Below are 18247 nucleotides of genomic sequence, written 5' to 3' on the forward strand. Positions count from 1 at the left end.
GAGATTTCCGACGCCTCCGGATCCTCCGGGGGCGTTCCCACCGAGGTCCGGCGGGTTCCCCCGGGCGGCCCGCCCGCGCCGGCCGCGTCTTTCACCGTGCGACTCACGCGGACTCGGCACGATCATCGCCCGGGATCTGGTGGAATGACGAGTTGTGAGTGGTCAGGGTTGGCGTCTGGTACGTCGTGAGGGCGCGGGGAGGGCTGTTGCCCCCGTGCTCGACGAGCACCAGAGTGCGGTGGTGGCGCATGAGAGCGGCCCGCTGCTCGTGCTCGCCGGACCCGGCACCGGCAAGACCACCACGATCGTGGAGAGCGTGGTCGACCGGGTCGAGCGGCGGGGCGCCGACCCCGAACGGGTGCTGGTCCTCACCTACAGCCGCAGGGCCGCCGAGGAACTGCGCGAGCGCATCACCGCCCGGGTCCGCCGCACCACCCGCACCCCGCTGGCGATGACCTTCCACTCCTACGCCTACGCCCTGCTGCGCCGCGAGGCCGTCCTCGCCGGACGGGTGCCGCCGCGCGTGCTGACCGCCCCCGAGCAGCTGCTGGAGATCCGCCGCCTGCTCCACGGCGAGCTGGAGGACGGCGCCCTCCACTGGCCCGAGGACATACGCGAGGCCCTCGCCACCCGCGGCTTCGCCCAGGAACTGCGCGACTTCCTGGCCCGCGCCACCGAGATCGGCCTCGGCGGGCGCGACCTCGTCGAGCTGGGCCGCCTGCACGGCCGCCCCTCCTGGGTGGCCGCCGGGCGGTTCGCCGACCGCTACCACACCCGGTTCGACCTCGACGCCGAGCCGGTGCTCGACTACGCCGACCTGATCCGCGCCGCCGCCGCCCTGCTCGCCGAGCCCGAGGCGCGACTGCGCGAGCGGTCCGCCTACGACGTCGTCTTCGTCGACGAGTACCAGGACGTCGACCCGGCCCAGGAGCTGCTGCTCCAGCAGCTCGCCGGGGAGGGCCGCGACCTCGTCGCGGTCGGCGACCCCGACCAGTCGATCTACGGCTTCCGCGGTGCCGACGTGCGCGGGATCATGGACTTCCCCGACCGGTTCCGCCGCGCCGACGGCGCCAGGGCGCCCGTCCTGGCGCTGCGCGTCTGCCGCCGCAGCGGCCCGGAGCTGCTCCGGGCCACCCGCCGCGTCACCGCCCGCCTGCCCGCCCCGCTCGGCGGCGCGGCCCACCACCGCGACCTGCGCGCCCTGCCGGACGCCGTTCCCGGCGACGTCCGGGTCGTGGTGACCGACGGCGCGACCCAGGAGGCCGCCGTCGTCGCCGACACACTGCGCCGGGCGCACCTGCTGGACGGCGTCCCCTGGTCGCGGATGGCGGTGCTGGTCCGCTCGGCCACCCGCCAGGTCCCGCTGCTGCGCCGCGCGCTGGTGAGCGCCGGGGTGCCGGCGGTGGTCGGCGGCGGTGAGGTGCCGCTGTTCCAGGAGCCCGGCGTGCGGCCGCTGATCCGGCTGATCCAGGTCGCGCTCCACCCGGAGAACCTCGACGAGGGCATGGCCGAGGAGTTGCTGACCGGCGCGCTCGGCGGCACCGACATGATCGGCGTTCGCCGCCTGCGCCGGGCGCTGCGGATCGCCGAGCACGAGGCGCTGCTCCACCCCGACGAACGCGACGTTCCCGGCGGTGACGTGCCCGGCGACGACGACGCTTCCGATGGTGACCTGCTTCGCGACGACGACGTGCCCGGCGGTGACGACGCGCGCGGCGGTGACCTGCCCGGCGACGACGCTTCCGGCGGCGACCTGCTCCGCGATGACGACGTTCCCGGCGGTGACATGCCCGGCGACGACGCGCGCGGCGACGTGCTCCGGGACGCCCCGGCGCCCGGTGACGACGTGCCCGGCGGCGCGGCCGGTCCGCGGGACGGCACCGGCGGGCCGGAGGAGGACGGCCTCCCGGTCCCGCTGGAGGAGCGCGCGGCGCCGGCGCCCCGCTCGTCCGGCGAACTCCTCGTCGCCGCGCTCAAGGACGCCCGGGAGCTGGTCCGGGTCGAGCCGCACGTGGCGCTGCCCGCCGAGCGGGTCGCCCGGCTCATCGCCAGCGCCACCGAGGCCGTACGGCGCGGCGGCACCGCCGAGGACGTGCTGTGGACCGTCTGGAAGGCCACCGGCCTGGCCGAGAAGTGGACCGAGACGAGCCTCGCGGGCGGGTTCCGGGGCGCCATGGCCGACCGCGACCTCGACGCGGTGGTGGCGCTGTTCGACCACGCGGCCAAGTTCGTCGACCGGCTGCCGCACGCCGGCGTCGAGGTGTTCGTGGAGGACCTCGTCTCCCAGGAGATCCCCGGAGACTCCCTCGCCGAGCGCGCCCCCGACGCCGACTCGGTGCGCATCCTGACCGCGCACCGCTCCAAGGGCCTGGAGTGGGACGTGGTGGTCGTCGCCGGCGTCCAGGAGGGCGTCTGGCCCGACCTGCGGCCGCACGGCCCGGTCCTGCGCACCGACGACATGGTCGCCCGGGCCCGCGGCTCCGAGCACGAGAGCCCGTCGGCCGTCGCCGCCGCCCTGACCTCCCAGGTGCTGGCCGAGGAGCGCCGCCTGTTCTACGTCGCGACGACCCGGGCCGGGAAGCGGCTCGTCGTCACCGCCGTCGGCGGGGAGGACAGCGAGGAGCGCCCCTCCCGGTTCCTCACCGAGCTGGTGCCCGGCTCGGACGAGGAGGCCGGCGTCGACGAGCGCTCCCGCTGGCTGAGCATGTCGGCGCTGGTCGCCGACCTCCGCTCGGCGGTGACCGACCCGACCCGGCCGGCCCCGCTGCGCCGGGCCGCCGCCGAGCACCTGGCCCGGCTCGCCGTGGCCGGGGTGCCCGGCGCGCACCCCGACGAGTGGTACGCCCTGACCCCGGTCTCCGACGACCGCCCGCTGAACTGGCCCGACGGCATCGTGCGCATCTCGCCCTCGACGGTGGAGAACTTCACCAAGTGCGGCCTGCGCTGGCTGCTGGAGACCTCCGTCGGCGCGGGCGGCACCGACGCGGCCCGGGGCCTGGGCACGGTCGTGCACGCCCTGGCCGTGCTGGCCGCGACGGGCATGCCGAGCGAGGAGACGCTCGGCAAGCGCCTGGACGACGTCTGGGGCGAACTCGACTTCGGCGGCGTCTGGTACAACCGCAAGCAGCGCCGGGTGGCCGAGGAGATGGTCGCCAAGTTCCTGCGCTGGCACCGGGACAACCCCCGCGAGCTGGTCGGCCTGGAGGAGGCGTTCGTCGCCACGCTCGCCGACGGCGTGCAGATCAAGGGCCGGGTCGACCGCGTCGAGCGCGACGCCGACGGCCGGGCCGTGATCATCGACATCAAGACGGGCAAGAACGGCCCCAAGGACGCCGACCTCGACCGCCATCCCCAGCTCGGGGTGTACCAGCTCGCCGCGCTGCTGGGCGCCTTCCAGCGGCACGGGATGACCGAGCCCGGCGGGGCGGCACTGGTCCAGGTGGGCGACGCGGCGGGCAAGAAGGACGCCAAGGAGCAGATCCAGCGGCCCCTGTCGGAGGACGCCGACCCCGGCTGGGCCCGCGACATGGTCGAGACCGTCGCGACCGGCATGTCGGGGCCGTTCTTCCAGGCCAAGGTCAACGACGGCTGCCGCACGTGCGCCGTGCGGTCGAGCTGCCCGGTCAGCAAGAACGGAGACCAGGTGTGCTGAGCCGTACCGTCCGGCGCGGGGGCGTGCCGCGCCGTTCCCCGGCGTCCCGCGTCACTCCGCGCCGTTCCCCGGCGTCCCGCGTCACTCCGCGCCGCCCTCCGGTGGGCCGGGCCGTACCGCGCGGGGGCGCCGCGTGCTGAGCCCGATCCAGCTCGCCGAGAAACTGGGCATCCTCCCCCCGACCCCGGAGCAGGCCGAGGTGATCGAGGCCGGCCTGGAGCCGATGGTCGTCGTCGCGGGCGCCGGGTCCGGCAAGAGCGAGACCATGGCGGGGCGGGTCGTCTGGCTGGTGGCCAACGGCCTGGTCCGCCCCGACCAGATCCTCGGGCTGACCTTCACCCGCAAGGCCGCGGGCGAGCTGGCCCACCGGGTCCGCGAGCGCCTCAACGGCCTGGTCGCCGCCGCGCAGGTCCCGGCCGAGCTGCTGGAGGGCGAGCCGACCATCTCGACGTACCACGCCTACGCGGCCCGGCTGGTCACCGACCACGCCCTGCGCGAGGCGCTGGAGCCGACCATGCGCCTGATCAGCCCGGCCGTCTCCTGGCAGCTCGCCCAGCGGGTGGTCAGCGGCTACGACGGGCCGATGGAGCAGATCGAGTGGGGCCCGGCCACCGTCACCCGGGCGGTGCTGGAGCTGGCCGGTGAGCTGGCCGAGCACCTGCGCACCCCGGCGGACGTACGGGAGGTCGGCGCCTGGCTCGCCGACCGCTACGGCGGGCTGCCCGGCTCGCCCACCCTGGCCCAGCGCCGCCCGCTGGTCACCCAGCGGGCCCGCGAGCAGCTCCTGCCGCTGGTGGAGGCGTACGGCAGGCTCAAGCGGCGGCGCGAGGTCGTCGACCACGGCGACCAGATGGCGCTGGCCGCCCGGATCGCCGCCGGGCACCCCGAGGTCGGCGAGATCGAGCGGGGCCGGTTCGCCGTCGTCCTGCTGGACGAGTACCAGGACACCAGCCACGCCCAGCTCGTCCTGCTGCGCTCACTGTTCGGCGGCGGTCACCCGGTGACCGCCGTGGGCGACCCCTGCCAGTCCATCTACGGCTGGCGCGGCGCGTCGTCGGGCAACCTCAGCCGCTTCCCCCGCGACTTCCGCACCCCCTCCGGGGAGCCGGCCCCGGTCCGGTTCCTGTCGGTCAGCTTCCGCAACGGCGACGCCGTGCTGGACGTCGCGGCCCGGGTGCAGCTTCCGCTCCGGATGGAGTCGCGGGACGTGCCGGTGCTGGTGCCGGGCGGCAACCGCGTCCAGCGCGGCCGGGTGGTGTGCGCCTTCCACGAGACCGCCGACGACGAGGCCGAGTGGGTCGCCGCCGAGATCTCGCGGCTGCTGGGTGGTGAGAGCGCGCCCGACGGCCTGCCGTGGGGCGACGGCGAGCGCAAGAAGGCCAAGCAGAGCGCCTGGGGCGGCCCGCAGTGCCTGCAACCCCACGACGTGGCGATCCTGGCCCGCAAGCGGTCCCAGTTCCCCGCGCTGCGCCGGGCGCTGGAGGCCCGCGGCATCCCGGTCGAGGTGGTCGGCCTGGGCGGGCTGCTCGCCGTACCGGAGGTCGCCGACGTGGTGGCCACGCTGCGGGTGATCTACGACCCGTCGGCGGGCGACGCCCTGGTGCGCCTGCTGTCGGGCCCGCGCTGGCGCATCGGCCCGGCCGACCTCAAGGAGCTGGGCGACCGGGCGCGCGAGCTGAACCGCGAGCACCGGGAGGAGTCCGAGGCCCCGTCCCCCGGATCAGACCCGCTGGACCAGGTCGTGGCAGACCTCGCCGAGGAACGCGGCAGCCTGGTCGACGCCCTCGACGAGCTGCCCGACCGCCCCGAGTGGCAGGAGGCGTTCTCGCCGCTGGCCCGGGTGCGGCTGCTGGCCATGTCGCAGGAGCTGCGGACCCTGCGCGCCCACACCGGACAGCCGCTGCCCGACCTGATCGCCGAGATCGAGCGCAGGCTCGGCCTGGACATCGAGGTGGCGGCCCGGGGGACGGCCGTCGGCCCGTTCGCCGCCCGCGCCGACCTCGACGCGTTCCTCGACGCCGCCGCCCGGTTCGCCGGGGACTCCGAGGACCCGACGCTGGGGGCGTTCCTGGCGTTCCTGAAGGCGGCCGACGAGGAGGAGAACGGCCTGGACGCCGGCCGGGTGGGCGAGAGCAACAGCGTGAAGCTGATGACCGTCCACGCCTCCAAGGGCCTGGAGTGGCCGGTCGTCGTGGTGCCCGGCATGTCGCAGGCGCTGTCCAAGGCCGGGACGCTCACCGTGGGAACGATCTTCCCGGCCCGCCCGACGACCAGCCCCAGGTGGACGGAGAACCCCCGCAAACTGCCCTACCAGCTGCGCGGCGACGCCTCCGACCTGCCCCGGCTGACCGGGCTGTCGAAGGAGGAACTGGCCGACTTCGACGAGCGCTGCCGCGACCGCGACCTGCTGGAGGAGCGTCGCCTGGCCTATGTCGCGGTCACCCGCGCCCACTACCTGCTGATCGCCTCCGGCTACCGCTGGGGCACCGGGTCCAAGCCGCTCCTGCCGTCCGATTTCCTGCTGGAGATCCGCGACACCTGCGGCCGGGTGGCGGCCTGGGCGCCCGAGGCGGCCGAGGACGCCGCCAACCCGCTGCTCGCCGAGCCCGCCGAGTCGGCCTGGCCGGTCAGCCCCGACGACGCGCGCTACGCGGCCGTCCTCGACGGCGCCACCCTGGTCGAGGCCGCCCTCGCCGCCCTCACCGGCGGCGACGCCCCCGCGGACCCGGCCGGCGCCGGCCGTACGGCGGGCGGACCCGGAGCCGGTACGGCGGGCCCGCACGAGCCGCTCGGCGACATACCCCTCCCGCAGCTCCCGCCGGAGGACGAGGAGGTCCCCTTCCCGGACGACCCCTGGGACGTCCCGGAGGACGCCTGGGATCCCTCCGGCGACGCTCCGGAGCGTCCGGAGGACTCCGGCGGCGGGCTTCCGGCGCCCTCCCCGGACGCGCGGGGCGCCTTCGCGGTCGAGGGCTCGTCCGGCGGGCGGGCCGTACCCGTGGAAGGGGGCGGCCGGGACGGCGTCGAGGCCGTGCTTTCCGGGCCCGCGCTTTCCGAGCCTGTTTCCAAGCCCGCGCTTTCCGAGGCCGTGCTCTCCGGGCCCGCCCCCGAGTCCGTTCCCGGGACCGTCGCCGAGACCGTCACCGGCCCGGACGGGCGGGAGGACGCGGCGGTGACCATCGCCGACCAGGCCGCCCACCTCGCCGGGTTCGGGGACGATCCGGGCAACCGGCACGCCAGGACCCTCGCCGAGCTGCGCGGCTGGGACCGTGAGCGGGCCAGGGCGTGGGCGCGCGACACCGAGCTGCTGCTCAGGGAGCGGGAGACCAACCGGCGGCGCGGCACCGGCCGGGTGGAGCTGCCCACCCACCTGACCGTCTCCTCGCTCGTCACGCTGGCCTCCGACCCCAAGGCCCTGGCCCGGCGGATCCGCCGTCCCGTGCCGCGGAAACCCGCGCCCCTGGCCCGCCGGGGCACCTCCTTCCACAGCTGGCTGGAGTCGCGCTGGGGCCAGCAGCGGCTGATCGACGAGCTCGACCTGCCCGGTGCCTTCGACGACGGCTTCGAGGAGGCCGACGCCCGGCTGGAGGAGCTGCGCGCCCGGTTCGAGGAGAGCGAGTGGGCCTCCCGGGAGCCGATCGAGGTCGAGGTGCCGTTCGAGACGATGATCGCCGACCGGCTGGTCAGGGGCCGGATGGACGCGGTGTTCCAGACCCCGGACGGCCGCTACGAGGTCGTCGACTGGAAGACCGGCCGCCGCCCCGAGGGCCGCAAGGCGGAGTCGGCCGCGTCGGTGCAGCTCGCCGCCTACCGCCTGGCCTGGTCCCACCTGGCCGGCGTCCCCCTGCCGGCGGTGAGCGCCGCGTTCCACTACGTCAGGTCCAACGAGACCGTCCGTCCGGCCGACCTCCTCGACGAGCGCGGCCTGGTCGCGCTCATCGAGTCGGTCCCTGTCATCGGCTGACGCGCCGTTCCGGCGGTGATCGCCGCGCCGGGTCCGGGGAGGCTAGTCCGGCGGGAGATCCTTGACGAACACGATCCCGTCGGCCCCGGTCAGGTAGGCCGGGTCCATCGGGATGTAGCCGAACCAGGGGGAGACGCGGGGGGCGGGCGGCGCGTCGTCGAGGGCGGCGGCCACCCGGCGGGGGTCGAGGAGGCAGCGCTCCTCGGGGAGCGTGTACAGGAGCCCCTCGACGGTGTCCGGGGGCGGGGCGTCCACTCCCCGGTGCCGGATCGTGCCGAGGGCCGTGGCCAGGAAGGCGTACTCCTCGCCCAGATGGGGGCTCACGATCGCGCCTGAGCTCCACCACTCGAACGGCGTGTCGCCCATCCGCATCGTGCTCTTGCCCCGTTGGAAGTGGACGTTGTGGGCGTGGGCCAGCACCGGGCCCCGCTCGGCGACGGTGAGGAGGTTGGCGGCGATCATCGAGCTCCGCAGGCCCAGCAGCCGCGACATGCGGCCGGGCGACGTGTCGGCCAGCCAGTGGTGGTAGCGCAGCAGGTCGACGGCGGCGCGCGCGTACAGGCGGGCCCGGTCCCGCTCCTCCCGCGAGGACGTCGTGATGAGGCGCGGCGTCTCCGCGTCGAGCAGCGCCACCATGTCGTCGGCGAGCAGTCGCAGCTCCCCGGCCTCGGCCGACCGCCCCACGGACTCGGACGGGTCCATCATCGTGGCGGGATTCGCCCACCGCTCGTCGGCGCCGAGCAGGCGGTCGAGCGTCTCCGCGTCGCAGGGGAGCAGGTCCGCGTCCAGCCGGGCCGCGAGGTGGCCGTGCAGCGCGGTGAGGGCCTGGCGGGGGCTCATGGCATGGCTGATCTCCAGCGGGCCGTCGAGACCGGCGAAGCGCACCCGCTCGGACGGCGGCCTGCCGTCGTTGTACTCGCGCATCCAGCGCACGAGCTCGCGGTTTCCCGTGAAGGCTCCCCACCCGTGGCTGAAGCCGCGTTCCATGACCTCGTCGAGGGTGCCCGTGCCCGAGGTGACGTAGTCGTCCACGACCAGGCCCATCAGGCAGTCGCTCTCGATCCCGATCGTCCGGTAGCCCTCCTGCTCGACGAGCTGCCGGAAGAGCTCGTTCCGCACGTCGAGCAGGAGGTCCTCGCCGTGGGTGGGCTCGCCCAGGGCGAGCACCCGCGGCCGGGTGGGGAGCAGGCTCATGACGGCGGCCGCGTCGACGGCATGGACGGCGTCTTTCATGTCGGTGACCATGCCTTAGACGCTATCTTTGAACGCTCGGTTGAGACTTTTCCACGATGATGGCGATCTCGCGAGGCCGAACCTTCAAAACGGCGGCTCGGTACTTGATGCTCGGCGCTCGGGCGGGTGGCGGGACCACGCGGCGGGCACGCCGGAAAGCCGTGGTGGGAGATCCGCCGAGTCCGGTGACGGGCGCGCCGGGGAAGCCGGGCTCGGTGAGGGTACGTCGGGAGACCGAACCCGGTGACGGGCACGTCAGGAGGAGCCGAGTCCGTCGCGCAGCAGGGCGAACGCGCGGTCGGCGGCGGCCACCGCCTCCGGGTGGACCTCCGAGGCCGTCCGCCCGCCGGCCAGTTCGGCCCAGTTGCGGCGGGCCAGCACCCGCTGGACGGCCAGCACCTGACCGGCGACGAGACGCGCGACGAGGTCGTCCATCGTTCCGGAGCCACCGGAGCCACCAGAGCCACTGGAGCCACTGGAGCCACCGGAACCACCGGAACCACCGGAGCCACTGGAGCCACCGGAACCACCGGAACCACCGGAGCCGCCGGGCCCCTCCGCGCCTCCCGAGCCGCCGACGCCTCCGGGACCCGCGGCGGTCTCGGTGAGCGCTTCGGCGAGCGCCTCCTCGTCGGCCGTCATGTGGTGCATCAACCTGGCCGCCAGGCTGGGGGTGGAGAAGATCATGCGGTGGTAGGCGAGCACCTCCGGGTCGTCGTTCAGGCCGGTGACGGGGTCGCGGCGGGCCAGCCCGTCCAGGAAGTGCCGGTGCAGCGCGGTCAGCGGGTCCGTGCCCGGCCCGCGCCCCCGCACCACGCGCGCGGCCTCTCCCCGGTGGTCGGTGATGCGGTGGAGGACGAGGTCCTCCTTGGTCGGGAAGTACTTGAACAGGGTCGGCTTCGAGACCTCGGCCGCCGCCGCGACCTCGGCGACCGAGACGGCGTCGAACCCCCGCTCCAGGAACAGGGAGATCGCAGCCGCGGAGACGGCCTCGTGGGTCCGCTGCTTCTTGAGGTGCCGCAGTCCTGTCACCCGCTCAGCCTAGCAAGGTGTAACTTGGTCAATATCTTAACCGAGTTAACTCATTGGAGCGCCGATGCCGGAACTGGACGAGGAGCGGGTCCACGTCGCGCGATGCGAGGCCGCGTTGCGCGCGATGATCGACGGCGCGCGGTTCAACGTCGTCGTCGGCGAGCACGTCGCGGGCGACCGCTACAGCGCCGAACGGCTCGGGCGCCACCTGAAGAGCCTCGCCAAGGAACTCCAGGAGGACGCCGGCGGGCCGCCCTTCTTCGGCCGCCTCGACTTCGGCTCCGGCGCCGACGCCGGTGAGCACCGCGGCCGGCGCTACCACATCGGCCGGCGCCACATCTCCGGCGAGGGCGGAGGCCCGCCGCTGGTGATCGACTGGCGGGCCCCCGTCTCCCGGGCGTTCTACCGCGCCGGCGCCCGCGATCCGCGGGGCGTCGCCGTACGGAGGCGCTTCGGCTGGGCTGGGGGCACGCTGACCGGCTTCGAGGACGAGCGGCTCGACCGGGGCGAGGAGCTCGGGGCCGCGAGCCGCATCATGGCGGCCGAGATCGAGCGTCCCCGCGTCGGCCCGATGCGCGACATCGTCGCCACCATCCAGCCGGAGCAGGACGACCTGGTCCGCGCCGACCTCGCCGAGTCGATCTGCGTCCAGGGCGCTCCCGGCACCGGCAAGACCGCCGTCGGGCTGCACCGCGCCGCCTACCTGCTGTACGCCCACCGGCAGCGGCTGGAGCGCGGGGGCGTGCTGGTGCTCGGCCCCAACCGCGCGTTCCTCGGCTACATCTCCGCGGTGCTGCCCGCGCTGGGCGAGATCGACGTCGAGCAGACCACCGTGGAGCGGCTGCTGGCCCGGGGCCCGGTGTCCGGCCGCGACGGTGAGGCCGCGGCGCGCGTCAAGCACGACGCCCGCATGGCCGAGGTGCTGCACCGGGCGCTGTACGGACGGGTGCGCAGGCCCACCGGACCGATCGCCGTGCCCGACGGGTCCTACCGCTGGCGGATCCCCGAGGAGGAGTTCCGCCGGATCGTGGACGACACCCGGCGCGAGGCGCCGCCGTACGGGGTCGGGCGCGAGCGGGTGACGGCACGCGTGGTCGACGCGGTGCGGCGGCGGGCGGAGGCCCGCGGGCGGACCACCGGAACCGCCTGGGCCCGTACGGTGACCCGGGCCGTGCGGCCCTTCGTCGACGAGGTGTGGCCCGCCGTCCGGCCGGAGGAGGTGGTGGCCGGGCTGCTCGGCGACCCCGCGGCCCTGGCCGGGGCGGCCGGCGGGATCCTGACCGCCGAGGAGCAGGCGGCGATCCTGTGGACGCGACCGCCCCGCACGTTCCGGAGCGCCCGCTGGTCCGCGGCCGACGCCGTCCTCCTCGACGAGGTCGCCGGCCTGCTGGAGCGGCCCGACGGCTACGGCCATGTCATCGTCGACGAGGCGCAGGACCTGTCGGCGATGCAGTGCCGGGCCGTCGCCCGCAGGAGCGAGTACGGCTCGATCACCGTGCTGGGCGACCTCGCCCAGGGCACGACGCCGTGGGCCGCCCGCGTCTGGCCGGAGCACCTGGCCCACCTGGGCAAGCCTGAGGCCCGGGTGGTCGCGCTGACGACCGGCTTCCGCGTCCCGGCGGCCGTCGTCGAGCTCGCCAACCGCCTGCTCGGCGCACTGGAGGCCGACGTCCCGCCGACGCGGTCCTTCCGGTCCGACGGGCGCCTCCGCGTGCGGCAGGCGCCGGACCTGCGGAGCGCCGTCGTCGAGGCGGTGCGCGACGCCCTGCGCCACGAGGGCTCCGTCGGCGTGATCGCCGCCGCCGCCGACGCCGGGACGCTGGTCGCGGCGCTGCGGGACGGCGGCGTCCCGGCCGCGGCCGTCACCGCCGACGCCGATGGGAACGCCGATGGGAACACTGGCGGGAACACCGGCGGGGACGTCGAACCCGCCGGCGCCGCGCCCGCCGGCGCCGGAAGGAACATCGGCGGGGGCGCCGCGCCCGACGTCGCCGGCCCGGCCCGGGTGACCGTCGTGCCCGTGACGATGGCCAAGGGGCTGGAGTACGACCACGTGGTGGTGGCCGAGCCCGCGGCCATCGCCGAGGCCGAGGAGCGCGGGCTCAACCGGCTCTACGTGGCGCTCACCCGCGCGGTCTCCCGGCTCGACGTGCTGCACTCCCGTCCGCTGCCGCCCCAGATCGACGTGACCGATTTCCGCCCGTTGCCGTCCCGGACCGGCGTGCCGGGTTCCCGTCCGCTGCCGTCTCAGATCGACGTGCCGGATCCCCGTCCGCTGCCGTCCCGGACCGGCGTGCCGGGTTCCCGCCCGCTGCCGCCTCAGACCGCCGGCCGCCCCAGGTAGCGGAACGACGGCGGCGGGTGCATCAGGAAGTCATGGTGGGAGATGTTCCAGGCGTAGGCGCCGGCCATGGTGAACTCCACGACGTCGCCGGGGGCCAGCGCGACCGGCGCCCGGCGGGCGAGGACGTCCTTGGGCGTGCACAGCTGCCCGGCGATCGTGACCGGCCCGCCCGGCGGCAGCGGGGCCATCGGCTGAGAGTGCCCCTTGGCGGCGGGCGTGCGCAGGTGGTGGGTGCCCCCGGCGACCACGGCGAACAGCTCGCCGTGGACCCGCTTGACGTCGAGCACCCGCGTCACGTACCGCCCGCAGTAGGCGGTCAGGGACCGCCCCGGCTCGATCCGCAGCATCTCGCCCGGACGGCGCAGCCGCGCCAGGCCCTCGCCGTAGGAGCGCCAGTCGAACCGGTCGTCCGGGTCGGCGTAGGACACCGCCATACCGCCGCCGAGGTTGACCTCCGTCACCCCGAGTGCGCGGGCGTACTCCAGCACGGCCGCGGCCAGCCTCAGCAGTTCGGCGGCGGCGAGCCCGCTGGCCAGGTGGGCGTGGACGCCGCGCAGCCGTACCCTGTCCTGCCCCTCCAGCGCCGCCGCGCACCGGGCGATGTCGGCGGGGTCCATGCCGAACGGCGTCGCGCCGCCGCCCATGGCGAGCGACGCCCCGCCCACCGGCACGTCGAGGTTGACCCGCAGCAGCACGTCGGCGCGGCGGCCCGAGGCCAGGAGCCGCCGCAGCTCGCCGGGGCTCTCCACGTGCAGCCGGGTGACGTCCGCGGTCAGCTCCGCCTCGGCCTTGCCCGGCCCGCCGAGGGCCGTCGGGACATCGGGCAGCAGCCCCCGCACGTGCGCCAGCTCGCCCGCCGAGGAGACCTCGAAGCCGTCCACGTGCCGGGCCAGCACCCGCAGCAGCTCGGGGTCGGGGTTGGCCTTGACCGCGTAGTACAGCTCGATGCCCGGCAGCGCGGCCCGCACCGCGGCGGCGTGCCCGTCGAGCGCGGCGAGGTCGTAGACGTAGGCGGGCAGGTCCGCGGGCGCCAGGCCGTACGGCGGGGCGCCGCGGCCCGGCTCCGGGGCCGCTCCCGCACCGTCCGGAGCCAGAGCCGGACCCGCACCGGCGGACGCCGGGCCGTACGGCGGGACGACGGCCGTCACGAGACCATCGCCAGCGGGTTGGCGACCGGCACGTACCCGGCGCGGCGGTCGGCGGCGCGGGCCCACCGGACCGAGAGGTTGGCCTTGGCGGGCAGTGGAGCGCCCGCCAGCAGGTCCGACAGCCGGCGCGGCCGCCCCCGGGACCCGGCGTACCCGGCCAGCACCTCCCCGGCCACCGCCCACAGCTCCCGCGCCGCGCCGGGATCGGGGCCGGCCAGCCGGGCGGCGATCTCCGGCAGGTGGTTGACCATCAGGCAGTAGACCACCCGGTTCCAGCCCCCGTCCTCGTCGTAGGTGAGCGCCGCGGCGACCTCGTCCGGCAGCCCGTCGAGGTCGTGCCGGCCGGCGACGAGCTTGGCGCCCTCCAGGTCGCGGAAGACGGCCTCCACCGGCAGCCCGGCCGCGTCCACGCCGACGAGCACGTTCTGCAGGTGGGCCTCCAGCACCACGCCGTGGCTCAGGTAGGCGTCGAGCACCGGCGGCGCGACGCGTTCCACGTAGGCCCGCCACCATCGCGCGGGGTCGGCGGGCCGGTCACCGGCGGCGGCCAGCGCGCCGCTCAGCAGCGGGGTCACCCCCGGCGGGCAGACCGACCACGGGCTCGCCCGGACGATCACGCTCAGCCCCTCCAGCAGCCGGGTGCCCAGGGCGGCGGAGCGGTAGCCGGGCTCGGGCAGCCACCGGGTGCCGGGGAACCGCTCGGCCAGCCCGGCGAACACCGGCGCGAGGCGCCGGGTCAGCTCGACCGCGCCCGCCAGCTCGTACCAGGAGTTCTTCCGGACGCAGTTGGTGATCCGCACGTCCAGGCTGAACTTCAGGCAGCGGTCGATCCCCGGCTCGTAGACCGTGCGGACCGACGAGGTGGGAACCGACGCCCGGGAGGCGCTTCCCAGGTCCGCCAGCCTCCCGTCGGCCAGCGGGGCGGCCAGCTCCGCGGCGAGCAGGTCGAGCTGCCACGGATGCGCCGGCAGAAGGGTGTAGCCCGGCGGGGCGGCGCCCAGCCCGTCGAGCGGGCCGGTGTCGCCCGCCTCGGCCAGCACGTCGTCGCGCACCCCGAGCAGCCGCAGCGGGAAGCTCGCGTGCGCCTCCGGGGCGTGCCGCAGCCAGCCGGCGTCGCCGCGCGCCTTCGGGCTGGGGTGGAACGGGTGGCCGAAGACCAGCCCCTGCTCCGAGGCGAGCCACGGGTCGGCCGGGGGCGGGACGTCCCGGCGGGCGGCGACCAGCGCCGCCATGGCCTCCCGGCTCGCCCCCACCTGGGTCGCGAACTCCTCGTTCGCCGCGTCCGCGGCCTCGCCCAGCTCCCGTTCGACGAGCCGGACGAGCAGGTCCACCGACAAAGGCCGCCAGCGGCCGTCCTCCAGCCACTCCGGCGGCCCGTCGAACCGCAGCGCCAGCCCGCCGTACACCCGGGCCCGCAGCAGGGTGCCCGCCACCCGCAGCAGCACGTACGGCTCGGCGTGCCACACCAGCCCGCGGGGCCCGGCCACCTCCCGGACGCAGCAGCGCAGCAGCGCGGCCAGCGACGCCTCCTCGGCGGCGGCGGCCGGGGAGTCGAGCGCGAGGCCGGTCAACAGGACGCCCTTCTCCCGGCCGCGCCGCGGGCGGAGCCGTCGCGGGGGGCCGGGGGCCCGGCGGGGAGCTGGCGCAGGTAGTTGGGGCCGCTGGTGCCGTAGAACTTGTTCACGTCGCGTGCCCCGGTGCGGGCCTTGTCCACCAGGGTCCCGGCGGTGACCATCGACTTGCCGACCAGCCGGGCGGCGTCGAGGGTCCTGGCCCGCAGCAGCCGCGCCATGGGGTCGTAGCCGTGTCCGTCCAGCGCCTCGGCCAGGGCGTCGCGGACCAGCCGGAACGCCTGCGGCGGCGGCAGCACCGCGGACGTCACCGCGGTCGCGGCCAGGTGCAGGGTGATGGTCACGAACACGTCGGCGAGGGCGTGCGGGTCGTCGGTCAGCATCCGCTCGTCGGTGAAGTCCGGCACCTCGATCCCGGCCGCCCGCAGCCGCCCGGGGGAGGTCAGCAGGCCGTCGTAGTCCTTGACCAGCAGTCTGGCCGGGCCGTCGCCGAACACCAGCGACAGGTTCTGCTGGTGGGCCTCCAGCGCGGTGCCGTACCGGACGAAGAGCCGCACGTTGTAGGAGAACAGCAGCCGCAGGTAGTCCTGGAGCATCTCCGCCATGTCCCCCCGGTACCACCGCCCGGCGAGCTCCTCGGCGACCAGCCCGCCGCCCGGCAGGGGAGCGGGCAGCGCGGCCACCGGGACGACCTCCCCGGCCGGATGGCGGCGGAACATCCAGCCGAGGTACTCGTGCCCGGCGTGGGCGTAGGTCTGCTCGTCGGCCAGCAGCACCCGCGGGTCGGGCATGCGACGCAGCAGCAGCTCGCCCCGCGCCCCGTCGGCCAGCGTCTCCGGCTTGATCGACCGCCGGTTGCGCAGCCCCAGCGTGCTGGTGGTCAGCGGCAGCTTCAGATGCGCGCGCCGGTCGAGCGCGACCGTGCGCGTCGAGAGCGTCGGCCGGACCTCCAGGTACGGCTCCGGCGCCAGGACCGCCCACGGGATCTCCTCGACCGCGCGGGCCGTCAGCGGGTGGACCGGGAACAGCACGTACGTCCCGGCGAGCTCGCCGGGCAGCCCGACCGCGGGAAACTCCGGCGCGCACGGCAGGGCCGCCCCGGTGACCCGTTCCCGGGGCACGGCCGCCCAGCGCAGCTCGAAGACGGGCGCGAACTCCGGCGCGTACGCCACCAGCTCCTCGTCGGTCAGCCCGGTCCGGCAGCGCGCCGTCGGGTACACCGGGTGGTCCACGAAGGCGGCCAGCGCCTCGTAGCGCACCGCGTCGAGCCGCCCGGCGTCGGCCTCGGGACCGTTCCCGGCTCCGGCTGGGGTTCCGGCTTGGCCGCGGGGCCCGGCCCCGGCCTCAGGGCCGGTGCCGGGAGCGCCCGGAAGCCGCCCGCCGGAACCGCCGCCGGTCCGCCGGTCCGCCGGGGTACGGCGCGCGAGGCGGGTCAGCGTCTCCTCGCGGTGGGCGTCGTGGAGTTCGAGGGCGCGCAGCGCCTCCCGGCACTCCCGGGCGAACGCCTCCACCCCGGCGGCGTCCGCGGGCGCGGAGATCTCCCGCAGCGCGTGCAGGACCTCCGCCAGGCGCAGCGCCTCCTGCGGGGCCACCACGAAGTCCTGGAACGGCGACCCCGCCGCCAGCCGTACCTGCCGGCCGGTGGGCAGCAGCAGCACGACGCCGTCCCTGCTCCGCGTGACCCGCCCGGCCAGGCCGCCGTAGTCCTCGCGCAGCAGCGCGTTCAGGACCCGGGCCGCCAGGTACGGCTCCCGCCCGCCGGCCCCGCCCGTCCGGTGCTCGCCGTCCATGCCGTGCCCCCCTTTCACCGGGCGCGCACCGCTCACGGGGCGCCCGCCGCTCACACGACGCCCGCCGTTCGCGGGGCGCCTGCCGTCCGTGCCGCGCCCGCCGTTCGCGTGGCTCATGCGACCTCCCACCGTCCGGTGGCGGTGAAGGCCGCGAGGGCGTCGTCCACGCTCGCCCGGTCGGGGCCGATGGCGCGGACGATGCCCAGGTAGTCGCGGTTGGTGTTGGACGGCTCGATCCGGTCGCCGACGGCGCGCAGCGGCCGGTGCCAGAGCCGCACCCGGTCACCGGGGGCGGGGTCCACCACGCCGGGGGCCGCCGTCACGGTCCCCGGGCGGCCGGCCACCAGGCTCAGTACGGTCCCGTGCCCGGCGGGCCGGCCGGGAGGGCCCGCGAGGCTCATGAGGCCTATGAGGCCCGCGGGACCGTCGCCGTCCGTGGGGGTTCCCGATCCCGGACCCCGTCCGGCCTCCTCCGTCCCCGCGTGACCGGCCGGGGTCGTCCCCGCGGGGGTCCCCGGTCCGGCCCCGGCCCGTCCGCCCAGGTGGACGGCGAGGATCCGCTCGAACAGCGGGACGCCCAGCAGGTCCGCGAGGAGGAAGTCGCAGTGGTCGCCGATCACCCGGTAGTTGACCTCGATGATCCGCGGCCCGGCCGGGGTCATCACGTACTCGGTGTGGCAGGCCCCGAAGCCCACGCCCAGTGCGGCGAGGGCCCGCAGCACGTGCTCCCTTCCGGGCGGGTCCGCCCAGTCGAGCCGCTCCTCCACGAAGTGCGGCGGCGGACCCAGCGTGGTGCGGAAGCCGCCGAGCACCCGCAGGTCCGTGCCGTCGCCGAGGGTCTCCAGCGTGTGCAGCGGCCCGTCGAGGTACTCCTCCACCACCAGCGCCTCGCCCGGCCGCCGGTCGCGGATCGCCCGCACGGCCGCGGCGAGCTCGCCCGCGTCGGCCACCAGCACGACGTCCTCGCTGGCCACGCCCTCGCGCGGCTTGACGACCGCGGGGAACGGCGGGTCGGGAGGGACGGGGTCGTCCGGTGCCAGCCGTACCGATCGGACGGTCTCGATCCCGGCCTCGGCCAGCCGCCGCCGGGTGAGCGCCTTGTTCTTGGCGGCGAGGCAGGCCCGCCAGTCCTTGCCGGGCAGGCCGAAGTACGCGGCGGCGAGGGCGGTCTCCGCCTGGATGTGGTCGGAGTTGGAGAAGATCGCGTCGGGCGCGCGGTGGTGGGCGATGAGGTCGATCACCGAGCGGGCGTCGCGGACGTCGCACCGCAGCACCTCGGCCCCGGAGGCCGCGTACTGCTCGGGGCGGTCGGTCAGGATCGTGACGTCGCAGGCCAGCGCGCGTGCCGCGGGGAGGAACCCGTCCGTGACCGAGTCGGTCGGCTTGAGCGCGGTGAGGTACAGGCGCAATGCAGGGCCCCCGAGTATCAGGTAAGGCTAACCTAACTAGTTGCATCCTAACCGGATGGAGATCATCGCGCTGGCGTCTCGGCGTAAACACGGTACATGTCCGG

9 protein-coding genes are annotated in these 18247 nt (G+C 75.8%); 3 read left to right on the plus strand and 6 right to left on the minus strand.

Features of this window, described 5'->3' with window-relative positions:
- Nucleotides 1-214 precede the first annotated feature (214 nt).
- Together IEZ10_RS29560 and IEZ10_RS29565 are read left to right on the plus strand one after the other, a co-directional pair.
- Nucleotides 215-3652, plus strand: coding sequence for an ATP-dependent helicase (locus tag IEZ10_RS29560; protein WP_189249798.1), 3438 nt, complete (start codon nt 215-217; stop codon nt 3650-3652).
- A gap of 133 nt (nt 3653-3785) precedes the next feature.
- Nucleotides 3786-7616, plus strand: a complete 3831-nt coding sequence (locus IEZ10_RS29565; RefSeq protein WP_189249799.1) for an ATP-dependent DNA helicase — start codon at nt 3786-3788, stop codon at nt 7614-7616.
- A 42-nt stretch (nt 7617-7658) separates the two neighbouring features.
- On the opposite strand, the gene IEZ10_RS29570 is transcribed toward IEZ10_RS29565, so the two are convergent.
- Both IEZ10_RS29570 and IEZ10_RS40105 read right to left on the minus strand, forming a co-directional pair.
- Nucleotides 7659-8861 carry an erythromycin esterase family protein gene (locus IEZ10_RS29570; RefSeq protein ID WP_189249800.1) on the minus strand — a complete coding sequence of 401 codons (1203 nt, stop codon included), beginning with the start codon at nt 8859-8861 and terminating at the stop codon, nt 7659-7661.
- 243 nt (nt 8862-9104) lie between these two features.
- Entirely contained in the window at nt 9105-9881 is a 777-nt protein-coding gene (locus IEZ10_RS40105; protein ID WP_268246389.1) for a TetR family transcriptional regulator, read from the minus strand.
- Between the two features lie 64 nt (nt 9882-9945).
- Between IEZ10_RS40105 and IEZ10_RS40110 the strand changes: the two genes are divergently transcribed.
- A complete protein-coding gene (locus tag IEZ10_RS40110; protein WP_189249801.1) occupies nt 9946-12225 on the plus strand; it encodes an ATP-binding domain-containing protein in 2280 nt (759 codons plus the stop codon).
- Here IEZ10_RS40110 and IEZ10_RS29590 read toward each other — a convergent pair.
- From IEZ10_RS29590 to IEZ10_RS29605, 4 genes are all read right to left on the minus strand, one after another.
- Nucleotides 12201-13373 carry an alanine racemase gene (locus IEZ10_RS29590; protein WP_229811768.1) on the minus strand — a complete coding sequence of 391 codons (1173 nt, stop codon included), beginning with the start codon at nt 13371-13373 and terminating at the stop codon, nt 12201-12203. The genes IEZ10_RS40110 and IEZ10_RS29590 overlap by 25 nt on opposite strands.
- The gene (locus IEZ10_RS29595) at nt 13370-14944 is read right to left on the minus strand and encodes an IucA/IucC family protein (protein ID WP_189249802.1); all 1575 of its coding nucleotides are present in this window, start codon (nt 14942-14944) and stop codon (nt 13370-13372) included. The genes IEZ10_RS29590 and IEZ10_RS29595 overlap by 4 nt, the downstream gene beginning before the upstream one ends.
- Nucleotides 14941-16734 (minus strand): IucA/IucC family protein, encoded by a 1794-nt coding sequence (locus tag IEZ10_RS29600; protein WP_189249803.1) that lies wholly within the window; start codon nt 16732-16734, stop codon nt 14941-14943. The genes IEZ10_RS29595 and IEZ10_RS29600 overlap by 4 nt, the downstream gene beginning before the upstream one ends.
- A 113-nt stretch (nt 16735-16847) precedes the next feature.
- The gene (locus IEZ10_RS29605; RefSeq protein WP_189249804.1) at nt 16848-18143 is read right to left on the minus strand and encodes an ATP-grasp domain-containing protein; all 1296 of its coding nucleotides are present in this window, start codon (nt 18141-18143) and stop codon (nt 16848-16850) included.
- Nucleotides 18144-18247: the final 104 nt, after the last annotated feature.

This window comes from Streptosporangium pseudovulgare, assembly GCF_014648055.1.
Lineage (GTDB): Bacteria > Actinomycetota > Actinomycetes > Streptosporangiales > Streptosporangiaceae > Streptosporangium > Streptosporangium pseudovulgare.